General features: G+C 65.7%; 16 protein-coding genes. 15 read left to right on the forward strand and 1 reads right to left on the reverse strand.

The annotated features are described in order from the left end of the window. Positions 1-34: 34 nt before the first annotated feature. From HNR09_RS12115 to HNR09_RS12180, 14 genes are all read left to right on the forward strand, one after another. A complete protein-coding gene (locus HNR09_RS12115; protein WP_179542277.1) occupies positions 35-1627 on the forward strand; it encodes a peptide ABC transporter substrate-binding protein in 1593 nt (530 codons plus the stop codon). 111 nt (positions 1628-1738) lie between these two features. Further along, positions 1739-2665, forward strand: coding sequence for an ABC transporter permease (locus HNR09_RS12120; protein WP_179542278.1), 927 nt, complete (start codon positions 1739-1741; stop codon positions 2663-2665). Beyond that, positions 2658-3593: an ABC transporter permease gene (locus HNR09_RS12125; protein WP_179542279.1), complete on the forward strand. Its 936-nt coding sequence runs from the start codon at positions 2658-2660 to the stop codon at positions 3591-3593. Before HNR09_RS12120 ends, HNR09_RS12125 begins: the two co-directional genes overlap by 8 nt. Before the next feature lie 11 nt (positions 3594-3604). Beyond that, the gene (locus HNR09_RS12130; RefSeq protein ID WP_179542280.1) at positions 3605-4657 is read left to right on the forward strand and encodes an ABC transporter ATP-binding protein; all 1053 of its coding nucleotides are present in this window, start codon (positions 3605-3607) and stop codon (positions 4655-4657) included. Beyond that, entirely contained in the window at positions 4644-5708 is a 1065-nt protein-coding gene (locus HNR09_RS12135; RefSeq protein ID WP_179542281.1) for an ABC transporter ATP-binding protein, read from the forward strand. The genes HNR09_RS12130 and HNR09_RS12135 overlap by 14 nt, the downstream gene beginning before the upstream one ends. A gap of 481 nt (positions 5709-6189) precedes the next feature. Then, positions 6190-8031, forward strand: a complete 1842-nt coding sequence (locus HNR09_RS12140; protein ID WP_179542282.1) for an ABC transporter substrate-binding protein — start codon at positions 6190-6192, stop codon at positions 8029-8031. A gap of 134 nt (positions 8032-8165) precedes the next feature. Continuing rightward, positions 8166-9689: an ABC transporter permease subunit gene (locus tag HNR09_RS12145; protein ID WP_179542283.1), complete on the forward strand. Its 1524-nt coding sequence runs from the start codon at positions 8166-8168 to the stop codon at positions 9687-9689. Continuing rightward, entirely contained in the window at positions 9686-10837 is a 1152-nt protein-coding gene (locus tag HNR09_RS12150; protein WP_179542284.1) for an ABC transporter permease, read from the forward strand. Before HNR09_RS12145 ends, HNR09_RS12150 begins: the two co-directional genes overlap by 4 nt. Next, positions 10834-12528, forward strand: coding sequence for an ABC transporter ATP-binding protein (locus HNR09_RS12155; RefSeq protein ID WP_179542285.1), 1695 nt, complete (start codon positions 10834-10836; stop codon positions 12526-12528). The genes HNR09_RS12150 and HNR09_RS12155 overlap by 4 nt, the downstream gene beginning before the upstream one ends. A 206-nt stretch (positions 12529-12734) precedes the next feature. After that, positions 12735-14681 (forward strand): translational GTPase TypA, encoded by a 1947-nt coding sequence (typA, locus tag HNR09_RS12160; RefSeq protein WP_179542286.1) that lies wholly within the window; start codon positions 12735-12737, stop codon positions 14679-14681. Between the two features lie 38 nt (positions 14682-14719). Beyond that, entirely contained in the window at positions 14720-15223 is a 504-nt protein-coding gene (locus HNR09_RS12165; RefSeq protein WP_179542287.1) for a hypothetical protein, read from the forward strand. Between the two features lie 164 nt (positions 15224-15387). Further along, positions 15388-15708 (forward strand): ferredoxin, encoded by a 321-nt coding sequence (fdxA, locus tag HNR09_RS12170; protein WP_179542288.1) that lies wholly within the window; start codon positions 15388-15390, stop codon positions 15706-15708. A 10-nt stretch (positions 15709-15718) separates the two neighbouring features. Further along, on the forward strand, positions 15719-16816 hold the full coding sequence (gene dapC / locus HNR09_RS12175; protein WP_179542289.1) for a succinyldiaminopimelate transaminase: 1098 nt from the start codon (positions 15719-15721) through the stop codon (positions 16814-16816). Positions 16817-16978: 162 nt separating this feature from the next. Next, on the forward strand, positions 16979-18262 hold the full coding sequence (locus HNR09_RS12180) for a citrate synthase (protein ID WP_179542290.1): 1284 nt from the start codon (positions 16979-16981) through the stop codon (positions 18260-18262). Positions 18263-18433: 171 nt separating this feature from the next. Here HNR09_RS12180 and HNR09_RS12185 read toward each other — a convergent pair whose 3' ends face one another. Then, on the reverse strand, positions 18434-19093 hold the full coding sequence (locus HNR09_RS12185; RefSeq protein ID WP_179542291.1) for a TetR family transcriptional regulator: 660 nt from the start codon (positions 19091-19093) through the stop codon (positions 18434-18436). A gap of 94 nt (positions 19094-19187) precedes the next feature. Between HNR09_RS12185 and HNR09_RS12190 the strand changes: the two genes are divergently transcribed. Continuing rightward, the gene (locus tag HNR09_RS12190) at positions 19188-20405 is read left to right on the forward strand and encodes an FAD-dependent monooxygenase (RefSeq protein WP_179542292.1); all 1218 of its coding nucleotides are present in this window, start codon (positions 19188-19190) and stop codon (positions 20403-20405) included. Positions 20406-20511: the final 106 nt, after the last annotated feature.

The following is a 20511-nucleotide window of genomic DNA, read 5'->3' on the forward strand; positions in this document are numbered from 1 at the left end:
GGACCGCATCCTGCTGCAAGGAAGTGAACATCTGATGAGGACACATTCAGCACCCGCCCGTCTTGTCGCCGTCAGCGCGGCCGCAGCCCTGCTGCTGACCGCCTGCGGAGACGACGACGGCGAGACCCAGGCTGCCGGCGACGACGACGGCGGCACGCTGAGCATCTACAACTGCGAGCCGCAGAACCTGATGCCCGGCAACAACACCGAGAACTGCGGCTCGCGGATCCTGGAGCAGCTCTTCACCGGGCTCACCCAGATCGACTACGAGAACTACGAGGCCGTGCCTGCTGTGGCGGAGAGCTGGGAGACCGAGGACCAGACCACCTGGACGTTCCACCTGCGGGAGGACTTCACCTTCCACAACGGGGATCCGGTCACCGCACAGACCTTCGTCGACACGTTCAACTGGGTCGTGGACCCGGACAACGCGCAGGCCGGGGCCACCTTCCATGACAAGTTCCTCGGCTATGACGAGGTCCTCGCGGGAGACGCAGAGGAGATGGAGGGTGTCCGCGCCGTCGACGAGCACACTCTGGAGCTGGAGCTCACCGAGGCCTTCGGCCAGCTGCCGGTGGTGCTGACCTACACGTCCTTCTTCCCGATGCCGGAGGTCGCCTTCGAGGACATGGAGGCCTTCCAGACCGCACCGATCGGCAACGGGCGCTACCAGATGGACGGTGAGTGGGTCCACGACGTCGAGGTCGCCATGGAACGCTATGAGGAGTGGCCCGGCGAGGAGCCCGGATCCCCGCAGCGCCTCGAATGGATGATCTACAACGACGTCGACACCGCCTACACCGACGTGCTCGCCGGGAACCTCGACATCCTCGGGGAGGTCCCGCCACATCGGATCACCGGCATCGAGGACGACTTCGGCGACGACTGGTCCCAGCACGAGAGCTCGCGATTCGTCTACATGGGCTTCCCCCTCTACGACGAGGAGTTCCAGGACGCGGACCTGCGTCACGCGATGTCCATGGCGATCGACCGGGAGGAGATCATCGAGAACATCTTCGACGGCTCCCAGACCGCCGCCCGCTCGATCCTGCCGCCGGTGCTGCCGCAGGGCCGCGATGATGCCTGCGAGCACTGCCACTTCGACCCAGAGGTGGCTGCCGACCTCTATGAGGCCGCCGGCGGCCCCGAGGAGCTGACGCTCTACACAGATACCGGCACCGGTCATGACGACTACGTCGAGGCCATCGGCAACCAGTGGGCCCAGAACCTCGGTGTCGAGGAGATCCGCTACGAGTCCCTGGACTTCGCTCAGTATCTTGACCTGCACGAGTCCGAGGGCGTGACCGGGCCGTATCGGCTGGGCTGGCTGCTGGCCTACCCGTCCCCGCAGTACGCCATGGAGCCGCTCTACTCGGAAGGGGCGCCTTCGAACTATTCGGGATACGCCTCCGAGGACTTCGACGCGCTCATCGATCAGGCGAACGCCGCGGATGTCGATGACGCCGACGAGATTTACCAGCAGGCCGAGGACATCCTGCTGGAGGACCTTCCGGTCATTCCGCTGTGGTTCCAGGACTACTTCATCGTGCACAGCGACCGGGTCGCTGACGTGGAGATGGACCTGCGCAGCTACGTCCGGGTCGAGGATGTGACGGTGACGGACTGACTGAGACCCGGCCGACCGCCTAGTATGAGCTCGGCGTCGTGGGCCCCGTTCGGTCCGCGACGCCGGGCATCTCCCTGACATGCCCTTCAAGACCACCCACCAAGGACTCTCATGACCCGATACATCATTCGGCGTCTGCTCCAGTTCATCCCGGTACTCCTCATCGCGACCCTGTTGGTCTACGCGATGGTGTTCCTCATGCCGGGGGACCCGATCCGCGCACTGGCCGGCGACCGGCCGATGAGCGACGCGGTGCGGGAGACGCTTCGTGAGCAGTACAACCTCGATGACCCCTTCCTCGTCCAGTACGGCAAGTACATCTGGGGAGTCTTCACCGCAGCCGACTTCGGCACGACCTTCACCGGCCGCCCGGTGCTGGACATCATCCAGCAGCGCCTGCCGGTGACCCTCCAACTGGCGGCGGTGGCCCTGGTCATCCAGTCCGTCATCGGCATTATCGCCGGCGCGCTGGCCGCCATCTATCGCGATCGCTTCATCGACCGCCTCGTCCAGGTCTCCACCGTCCTGGTCGTCGCGCTGCCGGTGATCGCCATCGCGTTCCTGCTGCAGCTGGTCTTCGGCCTGAACCTGGGCTGGTTCCCCATCGCCGGCGCCCGGGAAGGGCTGGTCAGCTTCATCCTGCCAGGGGTTGCCATGGCTGCGGTGTCCACCGCGATGGTGGCGCGGCTGCTGCGCGGAGAGCTCATGGACGCTCTGCATTCCGACTACGTCCGCACCGCCACCGCCAAAGGGCTGACACGCGGACGCGTGGTCGGACGCCATGCGATGCGCAATTCGCTGATCCCCGTGGTCACGTTCCTCGGCGCGGATCTTGCCACGATGATGGGCGGCTCCATCGTCGTTGAATCGATCTTCAATCTTCCGGGCCTGGGCAATCAGGTGTTCCAGTCCATCCAGGCGCAGGAGGGGACCGTCGTCGTCGGCATCGTCACGCTGTTCGTGATCTTCTTCGTCATCGTGAACCTCGTCGTCGACCTTCTCTACGGCCTGCTCGACCCAAGGATCCGCTATGAGTGACACCGCACTGCACACCCAAGACTCTTCCCGCGAACCCGGTCAGCAGAGCCAGACCGAGGTCCAGGATGCGAAGCACACCGAGGAGGCCAGCCTCTGGGCCGATGCTTGGCGGACGCTGCGGAAGAACCCGTGGTTCATCGTCGCCGCCACGCTGCTGGTGGTGCTGCTCGCGATGGCGGCCTTCCCTCAGCTCTTCACCAACACCGACCCGCGCGAGTGTCTGCTGAGTCGCAGCCGCCAGGGGCCCTCCGCCGCACACTGGTTCGGCACCGACGTCCAGGGCTGCGACTACTACACCCGCGTCCTCTACGGGGCCCGGAACTCCATCGCCATCGGCTTCATCACCACGATCGGCGTGTTCGTCGTCGCCGTGGTCATGGGGCTTCTGGCCGGCTACTTCGGCCGCATGGTGGACACGGTGCTCGCCCGCCTGGCGGACATGGTCTTCGCCGTGCCCTACATTCTGGCCGCTCTGGTGTTCCTGAACTCCATCGAGGATCGGGGTGTCACGGAAGTCTCCGGCATCCTGATCTGCTTCACCTGGCCCGTCATGATGCGTCTGATGCGTGGTTCGGTGCTCTCGGTGGCCAATACCGAGTACGTGGTGGCCGCTCGGGCGCTGGGGGCCGGTCATCTGACGATCATGCGTCGCCACATCCTGCCGAACTCGCTGGGTCCGGTGATCGGCTATGCCACGGTGTTCGTCGGCATCATCGTCGGCGCTGAGGCGACGTTGACCTACCTGGGCGTGGGTCTGCAGCTGCCGTCCATCTCGTGGGGTCTGCAGCTGCAGAACGCCCAGCCCTATCTACAGTCGCACCCGCATCTGATCCTGTTCCCGCTGATCTTCGTCGGTGTGACCGTGTTCGCCTTCATGACACTGGGCGATGCGGTCCGTGACGCGATCGATCCCAAGGGCAGGAAATGAGGCAGGAGACCATGAGCACGCATGAGACACAGCCCGACACCGGGCAGAGGACGACCAGCCATGGCCCGCTCCTGGAGGTCAAGGACCTCCATGTCGAGTTCCGCACCAAGGCGGGGGTGGCCCAGGCCATCAACGGGCTGAACTTCACCTTGAACGCTGGGGAGACTCTGGCGATCCTGGGGGAGTCCGGTTCGGGCAAGTCGGTGACGGCCCAGACGATCATGGGCATCCTCGACATGCCTCCGGGCCACATCGCCGGTGGGGAGATCCTCTACCGTGGTGAGGACCTGCTGACCATGCCGGCGGAGAAACGGCGCAGGCTGCGCGGCACGGACATCTCCATGATCTTCCAGGACGCGCTGTCCTCGCTGAACCCGGTGCTGCCGGTCGGCTGGCAGATCGCCGAGATGTTCCGCGTCCACCGGGGCATGAAGCGACGTGCGGCCCGGGAGAAGGCCATCGAGATGATGCGACGCGTCGGCATCCCGGCCGCGGAGGAACGCGTGGGGGACTTCCCCCACCAGTTCTCCGGCGGCATGCGCCAGCGCATCATGATCGCCATGGCCATCTCCCTGGATCCCGATGTGCTGATCGCTGACGAGCCCACCACGGCGCTGGACGTCACCGTCCAGGCCCAGGTGATGCGCCTGCTGAATGACCTGCAGGTCGAACACAACATGGGCCTGATCCTCATCACCCATGATCTGGGCGTGGTGGCCGATGTCGCGGACAAGATCGCGGTGATGTATGCCGGCCGCGTGATGGAGGCTGCCGACGTCTTCGAGATCTACCGGCAGCCGGCGCACCCCTACACGCGGGGTCTGTTGGAGTCGATCCCGCGCATCGACGGTGAGGACGAGAGGCTGAAGGCCATCCCAGGCCTGCCCCCGATGCTCACCGACATGCCCCCGGGCTGCCCGTTCAATCCACGGTGCGAGTTCGCCACCGACCTGTGTCGCAGCGAGCGGCCGGAGCTGCGCGAGATCACCCGGGGCCACACATCGGCCTGCCATCATGCGGAGAAGATCTACACCCTCGAGGAGGCTCAGGATGAGTCAGTCTGACCAGAGTCCTGCGGACGGGTCCGCCCTCGGCACCGACCCGTTCGGCGACGCTGAGGTGGTCCTCGAGGTCGAGGATCTCGTCAAGCACTTCCCGCTCACCCAGGGGATCGTGTTCCAGAAGAAGGTCGGAGCGGTGAAGGCCGTCGACGGTGTCAGCTTCCAGCTGCGGAAGGGGGAGACGCTGGGCATTGTGGGCGAGTCCGGATGTGGGAAGTCCACGCTGGCCAAGCTGCTCATGCGCCTGGAGGACCCCGACTCCGGCTCCGTGAGGTTCGGCGGAGAGGACTTCCTCTCGGTGAAGGGTGAGGCGCTGCGGCATCTGCGGCGGAAGATCCAGATCATCTTCCAGGACCCGTACACGTCGCTGAACCCACGGATGTCGGTCGGAGACATCGTCGGTGAGCCGTTCAAGCTGCACCCGGAGGCCAAGCCCGCACAAGGTATCCGTCCACGGGTCAAGGAGCTGCTGGACCTGGTGGGTCTGAACCCTGACCACATCAACCGGTACCCGCATCAGTTCTCCGGCGGCCAGCGTCAGCGCATCGGCATCGCCCGGGGGCTGGCGCTGAACCCGGACGTCATCATCTGCGATGAGCCGGTCTCCGCCCTGGACGTCTCGGTCCAGGCGCAGGTGATGAACCTGCTGGAGGACCTGCAGAAGGAGCTGGGGCTGTCCTACATCTTCATCGCCCACGATCTCTCGGTGGTCCGGCATATCTCCGACCGGATCGGTGTCATGTACCTGGGCAAGCTGGCGGAGATCGGGACCGAGGAGGAGATCTACTCGGCTCCGGCGCACCCGTACACGCAGGCGCTGCTCTCGGCGGTGCCGGTCCCGGATCCCACGATGCGTGGCCATCGGGAGCAGATCGTGCTCCAGGGGGACCCGCCGAACCCGGCGAACCCTCCCTCGGGATGTCGATTCCGCACGCGGTGCTGGATGGCCACGGACCTGTGTGAGAGCCAGGAGCCGGAGCTCATCCAGCGTCCGGGGATCACGCAGCAGGCGGCTTGTCACTACGCGCAGAGCAACGAGGCCGTCACAGCCTGAGCGCGGGCGGGGATGCTCCGGCCGAAGACGCCGGTTGTGATCCACGTAACATGGTGACATCTTGAGTCACAGAGAAGGACCCCGGAGCGAGCTCCGGGGTCCTTCTGCGTGACGAGGATGTTTCGGCCCGCTGTAGGACATATATGAAGGTGAGTGGAGGCTGTGCGCCCCCTGATTGTGACCTGAGTGCGGGGATCGCCGGATTGGCGGGGAATTCTGAAAGAAGTCTTGAACGTTTGCGGGCGAGCGGCATGTGTCGCTCAGGGTGACGGGGGTGGGTTGATCATGAGGGGGCGCCTCCCGCCAGGGTCTGACGCATGAAATGTGACTGGAGTAACAATTCGATCACGTGTCTCAAGCGGTGCTGGAGGGGCATCGCTCCGCCCGTATTGTGGTGCACACCTTGTCCCGGTGTCAGGTACGTCACATGACTGGTGGCTGCATGGCCCGGGAATGACTTGCACTGTAGTGAGGAGAAGCTGTGAAGCTTAGGAAGCTCTCGAGCGCCGTGGCGGTGTTGGCGTCTGGCGCACTTGTGTTGACGGCATGCGCCCCTGACGCCGGCAACGGCGACGGCGACAACGGCAACGGCGGCGACAACGGAGGTGCTGAGGACCCCATCACCGCGGAGGGCCAGCAGTACACCGTCGAGCCGGAAGACACGGGCAAGGTCACTCTCGAGGACGAGTGGGAGACTCTCGATGATGAGATCTCGGTGTCTCTGGGAGACACCGAGTTCACCAGCTACAACGGTGAGACTCCCGAGACCTACAACGTCTACAACTCGACGGTCGTGAACCATCTCTTCGGCGGCTTCGGCTATTGGGGAACCGACAACGTCTGGTATCCGGACGAAAACTTCGGGAGCTACGAGGTCATCGAGGAGGACCCGTGGACGGTGGAGTACACCATCAACGATGAGGTCACCTGGTCCGATGGGACCCCCGTCACGGTGGCCGACTACGTCCTCGACTGGGCTCGGCAGAACCCGGCGTTCACCGACGAGGACGACTCTCCTCTCTTCAACTCGGTGTCCCACACCTATGGTGAGTACGTCACCGAAGGGCCCCAGGGAGACCCTGAGGGCAAGACTTTCACCATCGAGTTCACCGAATCGTTCGCGGACTGGGAGATCCTGGTCTCGGAAGCCCACCCGGCGCACGTGGTCGCAGAGCAGAGCGGCATGGAGCTTGACGAGCTGGTGGACGCCGTGCGTGAGGAAGACATGGACACCCTCACAGAAGCCGCGGAGTTCTGGAACGAGGGCGACTGGTTCACCAACCCGGGCGAGCTGCCTGATGAGGAGCTCATCCCGAGCTCCGGTCCCTACGTGCTGGACAACTGGCAGGCTGGTGAGTCCATCACCCTCTCGGCCAACCCGGACTACTGGGGCACCCCGGCGGGAACTGAGCGCCTCGTCTTCCGCTTCGTCGATGACGGGGCCCACGTGCAGGCCCTGGAGAACGGTGACCTCAACGTCGTGCGACCTCAGGCCACTGTGGACACCCGCGGACAGCTGGAGCGGCTGGAAGGTCAGTTCGTGATGCATGAGGGTGAGGCCGCCACGTGGGAGCACCTGGACTACAACTTCGCCGACAGTTCGGTCTTCTCTGACAGCCCCGACCTGCGTGAAGCCTTCGCCATGTGCGTTCCGCGGCAGCAGATCGTGGACAACCTGATCGTGCCGGTCAACCCCGAGGCGACGGTTCTCAACGCTCGTGAAGTGCTGACCTTCGAGGAGCACTACGACGACATCGTGTCCGAGAGCTATGACGGTCGCTATGACGACGTCGATGTGGACGGAGCACGGGACATCGTCGAGGCTGAAGGCGCGGAGGGCACCGAGATCCGGATCGGCTACCAGGCGCCCAACCCGCGGCGCACCGACATCGTGGCAGAGATCAAGGCGTCCTGCGACGAGGCTGGCTTCGAGATCATCGACGATGGTGCCGATGACTTCTTCGCGCCGGGCGGTGCGCAGGAGACGGGGGACTTCGAGATTGCTCTCTTCGCCTGGGCAGGCTCGGGTCAGATCGTCTCCGGTCGCAACATCTACTCCACGGATCTTCCCCAGAACTACGGGGAGTACTCCAGTGAGACCGTCGACGACCTGTGGAACCAGGTGGCCGCCTCCGAGGATGAGGCTGAGCAGCAGGAGCTGGTCACACAGATCGAGCAGGAGCTGTGGGACGACCTGCACGGAATTCCTCTCTTCGTGCACCCCCAGCTGTCCGGCTCGGACTCGTCCATCTACAACGTCCGTGACACGGCGTCTCAGGACCAGATCACGTGGAACGCCGAGCAGTGGCAGCGGGTGGAGTGATCAGCACGAGCTGATATGAGGCTCCGTCCCCAGCATGGCGGAACTTCTGGAACCGGTGGGATTCGGCGACGACGCCGTCGTCGAATCCCACCGGATCGTGTCCACCGCATCTCGACAAAGGCGACGTCTTTCCAGTGTTTACTTATGCTCTGAAGCGCCTCGGCAGTTCGGCGCTCGTCCTCTTGGGCTCGTCCCTCCTCGTCTTCATCCTCGTCATCAATTCCGGAGATCCCCTGCAGGAGCTGCGGGAGTCCAACGCCGAGAACGTCGAGTTCCTTATCCAGCAGCGGATCGAGTTCATGAACCTCGATCAGCCCTGGTACCAGCGGTACTGGACGTGGCTGACCGGTCTCGCCGGATGTGTCGTGGGAAACTGCGACCTCGGAACGAACATGCAGGGCCAGGACGTCGGCGCGCTGGTCCAGCAGGCGGCCGGCGCCTCCCTGCGTCTGGTCTTCCTGGCGACTCTCTTCTCGATCATCATCGGTGTGCTGACGGGCATCGTGACGGCGATCCGGCAGTACTCAACCTTGGACTATGCGGTCTCGTTCCTCATTTTTCTGTTCTTCTCGCTGCCGGTCTTCTGGGCCGCCGTCCTGGCCAAAGAATGGATGGGGATCCGATTCAACAATTGGATGGCCGACCCCTCGTTCACCTGGGCGCAGACCGGGATCGTCGCAGCGGTCGCGGCGATCGTAGTGCCCGGCATCATCGGTGGATCGCTCCGGCGGCGTCTGGGCACCGGCGCGGTGATGTTCGCCTTCGTCCTGGTCGTCATGCCGCTGTTCGACTGGCTCAACTACGCGCGGCAGCCGCAGCTCGGTCCACTCGTCATCACGCTGCTCGGGGTCGCCGTCGCCTTCGGCCTCACAGCTCTGCTCTCCGGCCTGCAGAACCGTCGCGTGCTGTATTCCGCGCTGGTCACCGTCGGGCTTGGGCTCGTGTCGTACTACGCGACCTTCTGGCTGCTGCTGGATCCGGCCGGGGGCTGGTGGACCATATTCGGGCTGTTCGCCGTGGCCATGCTGCTCGCCGTCGCGACGGGACGCCTTCTGGGCGGACATGCCCGGGGGCAGGCGACGGCCGTCAGCATCCTCACGGCCGCGATCTACTCAGGTCTGGTGCTCCTCGATCACTTCATGCGGCATTGGCCGGGATTCCTCAGCCTGAAGCCGCGTCCCATCTCCACGATCGGATCCTCATCCCCCAACTTTGCCGGCAGCTTCTGGGAGGTCTCGTTGGACCAGGGGACACAGCTCCTGCTGCCCACGACGCTCCTGATGGTCGTCTCCGTGGCGACCTACACCCGATACACACGAGCATCGATGCTCGAAGCCATCAACCAGGACTACATCCGGACAGCACGAGCGAAGGGGGTCAATGAGCGCACGGTGATCTTCAAACACGCCTTCCGCAACTCCATGATCCCGGTGACCACGATCGTCGCCTTCGACTTCGCCGGTCTGATCGGCGGATCCGTCATCGTGGAGCGGGTCTTCGGCTGGCGCGGAATGGGCGACCTGTTCGCCACCGGGCTGGGCAATTCGGACCCGGCACCTGTGATGGCCTTCGTCCTGGTGACGGGGACTGCCGCAGTGCTCTTCAACCTGATCGCTGACCTGCTCTACGCAGTGCTTGACCCAAGGATTCGTGTATGAGTGCGAGCAACAGCTCCGAGAACGAGCACACAGAGATCGCAGACCTCGCCGAAGCGGAGGATGCGCGGCTTAGCGGACGCGAGAAGTCCTATTCCCAGAGTCAGCTGATCCGCCGCCGATTCTTCGCCCACAAACCTGCGGTCATCTCGATGATCGTGCTGATGAGCATCATCGTGCTGGCCTTCACCTCCATCGGCCCCACTGGTCAGGGCGGATGGTGGGACAAAAGCTTCCTCCAGACCAACCCGGTGGTCGACGGCGGACGCCCCACCATGTTCCAGGACGGCTTCCTCGGGGAGTATCCCTTCGGCCAGGACAACAACGGCAGGGACTACTTCGCGTTGGTGATGCGAGGCGCCCAGCAGTCCCTGATCGTCGCTTTCGGCGTGGCGTTCTCCTCGACGGTCCTCGGGGTGCTGGTGGGAGCCCTGGCCGGGTACTTTCGGGGGTGGGTCGAATCTCTTCTGATGCGCATCACCGACACCGTGATCGTGGTGCCCCTGCTGGCACTGGCGGCGGTCTTCGGAAGCTACGCGCAGAATCTCCCGGGCGGCACGTTCACGTTGGCGCTCCTGCTGGGGTGTGTGACGTGGACGGGAATGGCCCGACTGGTCCGAGCGGAGGTGCTCTCGCTCCGCGAGAAGGAGTATGTGGCGGCTGCGACGGCCATGGGCGCCCATCCGGCGCGGATCATCGTGAAACACATGCTGCCCAACAGTGTGGGTGTCATCATCGTCAACGCCACCTTCGCCGTCGCGGCGGCGATCCTGCTGGAGACGTCGTTGTCCTTCCTGGGCTTCGGGATCCAGTTTCCTGAGTCCTCATTGGGCCTGCTGATCGACATGAACCAGAACGCGTTCACCACGCGATCCTGGCTCTTCTGGTTCCCCGGTCTGTTCATCATCGCGATCGCGCTCAGCGTGAACTTCATCGGGGACGGCCTTCGGGACGCGATCGACCCTCGCCAGAAGCGTGCCGGCGACAAGCGCCCCACGCTGCGTGGGGTCCTGGGGTTCCGGGGCGGAGCGAAGGCGGAGCAGCGGCGAGCGGCCCTCGCCGGTGGCGACGCTGCTGACGATGTCCCGCTCCCCGACGAGACGAGCGGTCTGGGCGGCACCCCGGATCTGCGGAAGGACGAGGAACGATGACGACACCTGTTCTGAGCTACCGGGACATCCATGTCACGTTCACGACCGAGTTCGGTCACGTGGACGCCGTCAAGGGGGTGAGCTTCGACATCGGCCCGGGGGAGGTCGTCGCCGTCGTGGGTGAGTCTGGCTCGGGAAAGTCCGTCACGTCCTCCACCGCCATGGGCCTGCTGCCCGACAACGCGCGCGTCGAGGGAGACGTGATCCTGCAGGGCCGCAGCGTCATGAAGATGTCTCCCGGAGAGCGACGACGTCTTCGCGGCCAGGACATCTCCATGGTGTTCCAAGAGCCGATGACGGCGCTGAACCCGGTCCTGCGAGTCTCTGATCAGCTGATCGAGTCACTTCAGGTCCACGATGTGGCTTTCGGCGCCCAGGCGATGGAGATGGCGGTCGATCTTCTCGAGAAGGTGGGCATCCCTGACGCCCGCAGGAGGATTCGGGAGTATCCCCACCAGTTCTCCGGTGGTCAGCGCCAGAGGATCGTGATCGCCATGGCGATCGCCTGCGGACCGAAGGTGATCATCGCTGACGAACCGACCACCGCCCTCGACGTCACCGTGCAGGCCGAGGTGCTGGATCTGCTTCGGCGGCTCAAAGATGAGCTGCAGACCGGGATCCTGCTGATCACCCACAACATGGGCGTCGTCGCTGACATGGCGGACCGTGTGGTCGTGATGCTCAACGGCGAGGTCGTCGAGACCGGCGAGGTGAAGCAGGTGATGTCGGCGCCCCAGCACCCCTACACCCAGCGGCTGCTCGATGCCATGCCCCTGCTGCGCGATCCCGAGCTCCACATCGAGGACGTCGACCAGGCGCCCTCCGCATCTGCGGCCGTCGACCGCCCCGCGGGAGAGACACCAGCCCTGGAGGCGCGCAACCTCGCGCTGGACTACACGTTCCGTCGACAGGCCACGCGCGTGGTGGAGGGCGTCACCTTCACTGTGCAGCAGGGCGAGATCATGGGGTTGGTGGGGGAGTCAGGTTCTGGCAAGTCCACCGTGGCGAAGGCTGTGCTGGGTCTGCTCGACGTCGCAGAAGGTGATCTGCTGATCCGCGGACGCAACATGCCGACGATGCCTGCCAAGGAGCGCAAAGCGCTCAAGAAGGAGATCGGGGTCGTCTTCCAGGATCCCGCCGCGTCGCTGGACCCTCGTTTCCCGATCGGCGACATCATCGTCGAGCCCATGATCGTGCACAAGGTGGGCACATCGAAGGAACGCGTGAGGCGTGCCGAGGAGCTGCTCGACGCCGTGCGCCTGCCGTCCAGCGTCGTCAATCGATATCCCCACGAGCTCTCCGGGGGTCAGCGCCAGCGCATCAGCATCGCCCGGGCACTCGTGCTCAACCCGACCCTGCTGATCGCTGATGAGCCGACGTCCGCGTTGGACGTCTCCGTCCAGGCCGCGGTGCTTGACATGTTCCGCGAGCTGCAGGAGCAGTACGAGTTCGCGTGCCTCTTCGTCAGCCATGATCTCGCGGTCATCGACACCCTCGCCCATCAGGTGCTCGTGATGCAGAACGGCCGGACCGTGGAGCAGGGCAGCGTGGATCAGGTGCTGAGGTTTCCCAGGCAGGACTACACCCAACGGCTGCTGGCCGCGGCGCCGGTCCCTGACCCGATCAGTCAGGCCGAGCGTCGTGAAGCCCGGAGGCGTCTCTTGGTCAGACAGGGGCTCCGCCTCGATTGATCGGCTTGCTGCGCCTCTCCAGTGCGCAGCCGCCCAGGCGGCCCGGTGGCCGAGAACATGACCACCGGGTCGCCTGAGCGGCCGTGACCGAGGCCGCACCAGCCTGCCATCTGAGGGCAGTACACTGGATCGGGTGCCTGTGCCGTCATGTGCGGCGGTGCGGAGCCCACAACTCTTCTTTCTACTCCGGAAGGCGCTGCCTCGACATGACCACTGCTGCCGTACGCGCACAAGCAGGAACTGACGAGCGTCAGGACCTGCGCAACGTCGCGATCGTCGCCCACGTCGACCACGGCAAGACCACCCTTGTCGACGCCATGCTGCGTCAGACGAAGGCCGTCGGCGGCCATGGTGACCTCGAAGACCGAGTCATGGACTCAGGTGATCTCGAGAAGGAGAAGGGCATCACCATCCTGGCCAAGAACACCACGGTCTTCTACTCCGGCCCGTCCGCGGCCGAGCACGCCGGCCCGGACACCGTCACCATCAACGTCATCGACACCCCCGGCCACGCCGACTTCGGCGGAGAGGTCGAGCGCGGGCTCTCCATGGTCGACGGGGTCGTGCTGCTCGTCGACGCCTCCGAAGGTCCGCTGCCGCAGACCCGCTTCGTGCTGCGCAAGGCCCTCAACGCCCAGCTGCCGGTCATCCTCGTGGTCAACAAGACCGACCGTCCCGACGCCCGCATCGACGGCGTCGTCTCCGACACGATGGATCTGCTTCTCGGCCTGGCCTCCGACGTCGCCGAGGAGAACCCGGACCTCGACCTGGACTCCGTGCTCGACGTTCCGGTGGTCTATGCCTCCGGCAAGGCCGGCCGTGCCTCCACCGAGCAGCCCGCCGACGGCGGCCTGCCCGAGAACGAGGACCTCGAGCCGCTGTTCGCGACCATCCTGGAACACGTCCCGGCACCGCGCTACGACGCCGGAGAGGTCCTGCAGGCCCATGTCACCAACCTGGACGCCTCCCCGTTCCTGGGTCGCCTGGCGCTGCTGAGGATCTTCAACGGCACGCTGAAGAAGAACCAGCAGGTCGCCTGGGCCCGCAAGGACGGCAGCACCAAGACCGTCAAGATCACCGAGCTGCTCGCCACCAAGGGCCTGGAGCGCGTCTCCACCGACGCCGCCGGGCCGGGCGAGATCGTCGCCGTGGCCGGCATCGAAGACATCATGATCGGCGAGACTCTCACCGACCTGGAGACCCCCAAGCCGCTGCCGAACATCGTCGTCGACGACCCGGCCATCTCCATGACCGTCGGCATCAACACCTCGCCGATGGCCGGCCGGGTCAAAGGGGCGAAGGTCACCGCGCGCCAGGTCAAGGACCGTCTGGAGAAGGAGCTCATCGGCAACGTCTCCATCAAGGTGCTCCCCACCGAGCGGCCGGACACCTGGGAGGTCCAGGGCCGTGGCGAGCTGGCGCTGGCCATCCTGGTCGAGCAGATGCGCCGCGAGGGCTTCGAGCTGACCGTCGGCAAGCCGCAGGTCGTCACCCGGGAGGTCGACGGTGCGCTGCATGAGCCCATGGAGAACATGACGATCGATGCGCCCGAGGAGTTCATGGGAGCCATCACTCAGCTCATGGCCGCGCGCAAGGGGACCATGACCACCATGACGAATAACGGCACCGGGTGGATCCGCATGGAGTTCCTGGTCCCGGCGCGCGGACTCATCGGCTTCCGCACCAAGTTCCTCACTGAGACCCGCGGTGCGGGCATCGCCTCCTCCTACGCCGCCGGCTACGAGCCGTGGAAGGGCGAGATCGAGTACCGGGTCTCCGGATCCCTGGTCTGCGACCGTTCCGGCACCGCCACTCCATTCGCGATGATCAACCTGCAGGAGCGGGGCACCTTCTTCATCGACCCGCAGGACGAGGTCTATGAGGGCATGGTGGTCGGTGAGAACTCGCGCAACGAGGACATGGAGGTCAACATCACCAAGGAGAAGAAGCTGACCAACATGCGTGCCGCCAGCGCAGACAGCTTCGAGGGCCTCACCCCTCCCACCAAGCTGACCCTCGAGGAGTCTCTGGAGTTCGCCCGCGAGGACGAGTGCGTGGAGGTCACCCCGGAGTCCATCCGCATCCGCAAGGTGACGCTCTCCTCCTCGGACCGGCTCAAGGAGACTCGGAAGCGGAAGAACGCCTCGCAGTGAGTTCATCTCCCCATCAGAACGGAGCACCCGAGAGCGGCGTGTCCGGTCCGACCGGCCAGCCGTCGTCATCGCCGAATCGAGGCCTGCGCTCGCGCCCTGTGCTGATGGGGATCTGCTTCACCGGCGGTGCTGTGATCGGAGTGCTCGGCACCGCCGTGCACGGCAATCTCTGGATGCTGGGGGAGACCCACACCGGCTTCGTCATCCCCTGGGGCGCCGTCGTCGCGCTGCTGCTGAGCCTGCTCGGTCAGCTGTGGGCCGGGCTGCGCGCGGACTCGCTGCTGGAGCCCACGGTCATGGGCATCACCACGTTCACCGTGGTGACGATCGCCTACCTGTGGACGGGTCCGGACCAGCTGATGGTGCCCTACAGCGCCGAGGCCATGCAGCTGCTGCCCGGCCCCACGCTGGCGTCGCTGATCTGGTGGCTGGGCAGCGCGGGCATCACCCTGGTCTCCATGGTGCTGGTCAAGTGGATCCTCGCCCGGGACAAGGCCGTCGCTCGAGCAGCGGCGCGTCCGGGTGAGGGGTTCCTCATGTGACGGCGCGAACCGGCCCCACCGGACATCCGGGGGTCCGGATCGCTAGACTGGAGGACACCGGCACGCCATGTGCCGTGTGCACCTGAGAAGAGCCGCCGTTCGCCTCGCCCACCGATCGGCAGTCCCGGGTCACCTCTCGGTGACCAGGAGAGACAGAGGAGTCCATGACCTACATCATCGCCCTTCCCTGTGTGGACCTGAAGGACAAGGCCTGCATCGAGGAATGCCCGGTGGACTGCATCTACGAGGGCGAGCGTTCGCTCTACATCCACCCCGACGAATGTGTGGACTGCGGCGCCTGTGAACCGGTCTGCCCCGTGGAGGCCATCTACTACGAGGACGACGTCCCCGAGGAGTGGTCCGAGTACTACCGGGCCAACGTCGAGTTCTTCGACGACGTCGGCTCTCCGGGCGGCGCCGCGAAGGTCGGCAGGATCGACAAGGACCATGAAGTCATCACTGCCCTGCCCGCGCAGGAGCACTGACCGATTGGACATGCTGACCCTCCCTGAGTATCCGTGGGACGCCATGGCTCCGTACCTGGAGCAGGCGGCCGCGCATCCGGACGGCCCCGTCAACCTCTCCATCGGCACTCCGGTGGATTCGACTCCGGCGGTGATCCGGGAGGCGCTGGCCTCCGCGTCCGACGCCCCCGGCTACCCGACGACCCACGGACGCCGTGAGCTCCGTGAGGCGGTGGCCGCCTGGTTCTCCCGGCGACGCGGGGTGCACGACGTCGATCCCGAGGCCGTGCTGCCGACCATCGGCTCCAAGGAGCTGGTGGCCTGGCTGCCGACGCTGCTCGGGATGGGGCAGGACGACGTCGTGCTGCGGCCCAGGGTCGCGTATCCGACCTATGACATCGGAGCCCAGATCGCTGGGGCCACACCGCTGGCGGTGGAGGATCCCGCCGAGCTGGACGAGGGCACCCTGGCGCGGGTGAAGCTGATCTGGCTGAACTCGCCGGCGAACCCGACCGGCGCGGTCACCGGGGTGGAGCACATGAGGGCGTGGGTGGAGCTGGCCCGACGCCTCGGCGCCGTCGTCGCCTCGGATGAGTGCTACGCGGAGCTGCCCTGGGAGGTCGACGAGGTCCCGTCGGTGCTTGACCCGCGGGTCAGCGCAGGCGACCATCGGGGTCTGCTGGCGGTCTACTCCGCCTCCAAACAGTCGAACGTGGCCGGCTATCGGGCGGCGTTCGCCGCCGGATGCCCGGAGCTGATCGCCGGACTGGTCAACACCCGCAAGCATGCGGGCATGATCATGCCCGCCCCCGTGCAGGAGGCGCTGCGCGTGGCGTTGACCGATGACGCCCACGTCGAGGCCCAGCGGGAGATCTACGGGCGTCGTCGGGAGCTGCTGCTGCCCGCGCTGCAGGCCTCCGGGCTGCAGGTGCGGGACTCCGTCGCCGGGCTCTACCTGTGGTGCACGGACGGGGTCTCCGACTCTTGGACCCTGGTGGAGAAGATGGCCTCCCGCGGCATCGTCGTGGGGCCGGGAGTGTTCTACGGAGAGCACGGTGACGGGTTCATCAGGGTGGCACTGACGGCCCCGGACGAACGGATCGCCGCGGCCGCGGAACGGCTCGGCTGAACCCGCCGAGACCGGCGCAGCGGCGCCCGCATCGGGCTGGAGTAAGGGTGCGCGAAGGCCCTGTGACGGGCCGCGCGTGGACCACGACACAACTGGCAACGCGACGTGACGACCAGGTAGGTTGTCAGTGTCGCGTACGAGTGTTTCTGACGAGGAGACCGCATGACTGAGCAGACAGCAGCCCGCCTGAGCTATCAGGACCAGGAGCTCGAGCTACCCGTCGAGGGTGCCGTCGAAGGCAACGACGGGCTCGACATCGCTCCGCTGCTGAAGACCACCGGGGCCGTCACCTACGACCCGGGTTTCATGAACACCGCGAACGCGAAGTCTGCGATCACCTACATCGACGGGGACGAGGGCATCCTGCGCTACCGCGGGTACCCGATCGAGCAGCTCGCCGAGCACTCCAACTTCCTTGAGGTCTCCTATCTGCTCATCTATGGGGAGCTTCCCGCCCAGGAGCAGCTCGACGCATTCGACAACGTCACCCGACGCCACACCCTGCTCCACGAGGAGCTGAAGGGCTTCTTCGGCGGATTTCCGCGGGATGCCCACCCGATGCCGGTGCTCTCCTCGGCGGTTTCCGCACTGTCGACCTTCTACCAGGACTCGCTGGATCCCTTCGACGACGAGCACGTCGAGCGCTCCACCTACCGCTTGCTGGCGAAGGTGCCGACCATCGCCTCCTACGCGTACAAGAAGTCCATCGGCCAGCCGATGCTCTACCCGGACAACAACCTGGACCTGGTGGAGAACTTCCTCCGCGGCTGCTTCGGGGTGCCTGCCGAGCAGTACGAGCTGGATCCGGATCTGGTCAACGCCCTGGACACCCTGCTGATCCTGCATGCGGACCATGAGCAGAACTGCTCCACCTCCACGGTGCGTCTGGTCGGCTCCTCGCAGGCCAACATGTTCGCCTCCATCTCTGCCGGCATCAACGCCCTGTTCGGCCCCGCGCACGGCGGAGCGAACGAGGCCGTGCTGAAGATGCTGCGCCAGATCCAGGCCGGCGACGTCAGTCCCGAGGCCTTCATGGAGAAGGTGAAGAACAAGGAGGACGGCGTCCGCCTGATGGGCTTCGGCCACCGGGTGTACAAGAACTACGACCCGCGGGCGCGGGTCGTCAAAGGCATCGCTGATGACATCCTGGCCAAGCTCGGCGGAGACGATGAGCTCTTCGAGATCGCCCAGCGCCTCGAGCAGAAGGCCCTGGAGGACGACTACTTCATCGAGCGCCGGCTCTACCCGAACGTGGACTTCTACACCGGTCTGATCTACAAGGCCATGGGCTTCCCGGAGAAGATGTTCACCGTGCTCTTCGCCTTGGGCCGTCTGCCGGGTTGGATCGCCCAGTGGCGGGAGATGATGAGGGACCCTGCCACCAAGATCGGCCGCCCGCGCCAGCTCTACGTCGGCGCGCCCGAGCGCATCTACCCGGGCGTATGACTCGCCGCTGACGCGCAGACAGCACCCCCAGACAGCAGAGGACCCCGCAGCCGGACGACGGCGGCGGGGTCCTCTTGCGACTGCGGGTGGATACAGCGCAGGGGCGTGCGTCCCACGGCGCACCTACGGAGCTGTGCCCCGGCCTGCCGAAGGTTGCGCCTGCCTCTTCCTTCAGCTGCGCGAAGCTTGATCGAGCAGGTCGCTCTCGGCGGGTGCGCCCTCGGGGAGGGGCGTCGAGATGTCGCGGGCGGCCCGAAGCCCATCGAGGAGGAGGACGGCGTAGCGTCGCCAGATCTCCGGCGAGAAGTCGCGGGTCCGCTGGGTCACAGCTCCGAGCATGATCTGCAGCATCGGAAAGTCCGTGTGGTCCAGGTCGGCTCTCAGCTCGCCTGCGTCCCGGGCCCGCGTCAGGATGGCGTCGACCGCTGGTGAGAGGCGCTCCCGCACGCCGCTGAGAGCAGCACCGGCTTCGGAGCCCCCGTCGAAGAGGAGCTCCCTCAGTCCTCTGTTCCCTGCGAACTTGGTTGATGCGGCCAGGAAGAACTGCTCGAACGCTTTCCAGGGACCGAGATCGGCGGCCAGCGCTTCCTCGGCCAGCTCGACCACGTCCTCGACGGCGCTGTCAAGGACGGCCTCGATGAGTGCCGTGCGATTGGCGAACCGCCTGTACGCGGTGCCTACACCGACTCCGGCTCGTCGCGCGACGTCGTCGAGGGTGACTTCGAGGCCTCGCTCGGCGAAGAGCTCTTGGGCGGCCCCGAGCAGGCGCTGACGGTTGCGCTCCGCATCGGCGCGCAGTGGCCTGGACTCAGATCGTGTATCGGGTGGCACAGCGTCGAGCGTACACCAAGTGGAGGTGAGGCCTCCACATGTTGTACGCTCCCCTCAAGCGGAGGTTTAACCTCCATTTAACGAGGAGGATCGGATGGAGAATAGGAAACGCGCCCTGGTGGTCGGCACGGGGATCGCCGGACTGGCTTCGGCCCAGCGTCTGCAAGAGATCGGTTGGGAGCCTGTGCTCGCCGAACGGGCACCGGAGCGACGTTCTATGGGTTACTTCATCGCGATGTTCGGGACTGGCCGAGCGACCGCCCAGCGTTTGGGGGTGCTCGACGCGATCGGTAACCGCATCGCCGCTGAGGGCGTGACCTACGACGTCAACCGCGCCGGTTCTCGTCGCAAGCCCAGCATGGGGTACGGCGATCTGCCGGGCGACCCGCGGATGATCCTGCGCGGCGACATCGAGTCCGCCCTGTATCCGCAAGTTGCTGAGGCGGTAGAGATTCGGTACGGCACGAGCCCCATCGAGATCAGGGAGCACGCTGACGGAGTCGACGTGACGCTGCGCCAGACCAAAGGGGAAGTCGTCACCGACACCACCGAGCACTTCGACCTCGTCGTCGGGGCGGACGGCCTCCGCTCGACCGTGCGGCGGCTCAGGTTCGGCCCCCACGACGAGCTGATGCGGCCGCTCAACCACATCATCGCCGCGACGATGCTCCAAGAGCCCGTACCCGGCTTCGACTCGACCCACGGCCTCACTCTGGCTGAGGCCGGTCGTGCCGCCTGGGTGTTCCCCTTTTCCGATCACACCCCGGGCGTCCTGCTCTCATACCGGACCGATGACGAGGACGCGGAGTTCAGCATGAGCAGGATGGACGCTCTGCGACGAGCGTTCGGCCCCGAGCCGCTGGGCCCGATCCTGGAGCACCTCCTGCAGCAGTATGAGGCGGCCGATGACAAGCTGTTCGACTCCGCCCACCAGGTCGTCATGCCGAAGTGGCACACGGACCGCGTCGTGCTGGTCGGAGACTCTGCCTGGTGCCTGACTCTCTACTCCGGCATGGGAGCGTCGATGGGGCTGGCCGGGGCCGACCTGCTCGGCACAACGCTCGCCCGGAACCCTGAAAGCACACCGCGTGCCCTCCGTGAGTGGGAGCAGCAGATCCGCCCGTTCGTAGCCAAGCAGCAGCACTCCGGACGCACAGAGGGGTTGACCATGTTCGTGCCACAGGCCCGTCGAGATCTTGCCAAGCGCAGCGCGATGAAAGCGGTGACCGGCAACAAGACCGCTATGAAGGTCGTGAAGACACTTCTCGCCCCGAAGTTCGAGGAGAAGTCGGTCGACGTCGCCGCGCCGTGATCCGGGGCCGCGGTCGGCCAGCGAGCACGAACGAGGCGCCGACCTCGGACCTGCCGGGAGTTGGCTTGACCAACGTTCCGCCTCCCTCTCGGGGCGAGGAGGGCAC

The organism is Nesterenkonia xinjiangensis (assembly GCF_013410745.1).
GTDB lineage: Bacteria > Actinomycetota > Actinomycetes > Actinomycetales > Micrococcaceae > Nesterenkonia > Nesterenkonia xinjiangensis.

Excerpts from the sequence above, each read along its gene's own strand:
- HNR09_RS12125 (WP_179542279.1), top strand. The coding sequence starts at position 2,658 with ATGAGTGACACCGCACTGCACACCCAAGACTCTTCCCGCGAACCCGGT.
- HNR09_RS12190 (WP_179542292.1), top strand. The coding sequence starts at position 19,188 with ATGGAGAATAGGAAACGCGCCCTGGTGGTCGGCACGGGGATCGCCGGA.
- HNR09_RS12115 (WP_179542277.1), top strand. The coding sequence starts at position 35 with ATGAGGACACATTCAGCACCCGCCCGTCTTGTCGCCGTCAGCGCGGCC.
- HNR09_RS12180 (WP_179542290.1), top strand. The coding sequence starts at position 16,979 with ATGACTGAGCAGACAGCAGCCCGCCTGAGCTATCAGGACCAGGAGCTC.
- HNR09_RS12130 (WP_179542280.1), top strand. The coding sequence starts at position 3,605 with ATGAGCACGCATGAGACACAGCCCGACACCGGGCAGAGGACGACCAGC.
- dapC (WP_179542289.1), top strand. The coding sequence starts at position 15,719 with ATGCTGACCCTCCCTGAGTATCCGTGGGACGCCATGGCTCCGTACCTG.
- typA (WP_179542286.1), top strand. The coding sequence starts at position 12,735 with ATGACCACTGCTGCCGTACGCGCACAAGCAGGAACTGACGAGCGTCAG.
- HNR09_RS12155 (WP_179542285.1), top strand. The coding sequence starts at position 10,834 with ATGACGACACCTGTTCTGAGCTACCGGGACATCCATGTCACGTTCACG.
- HNR09_RS12120 (WP_179542278.1), top strand. The coding sequence starts at position 1,739 with ATGACCCGATACATCATTCGGCGTCTGCTCCAGTTCATCCCGGTACTC.
- fdxA (WP_179542288.1), top strand. The coding sequence starts at position 15,388 with ATGACCTACATCATCGCCCTTCCCTGTGTGGACCTGAAGGACAAGGCC.
- HNR09_RS12135 (WP_179542281.1), top strand. The coding sequence starts at position 4,644 with ATGAGTCAGTCTGACCAGAGTCCTGCGGACGGGTCCGCCCTCGGCACC.
- HNR09_RS12150 (WP_179542284.1), top strand. The coding sequence starts at position 9,686 with ATGAGTGCGAGCAACAGCTCCGAGAACGAGCACACAGAGATCGCAGAC.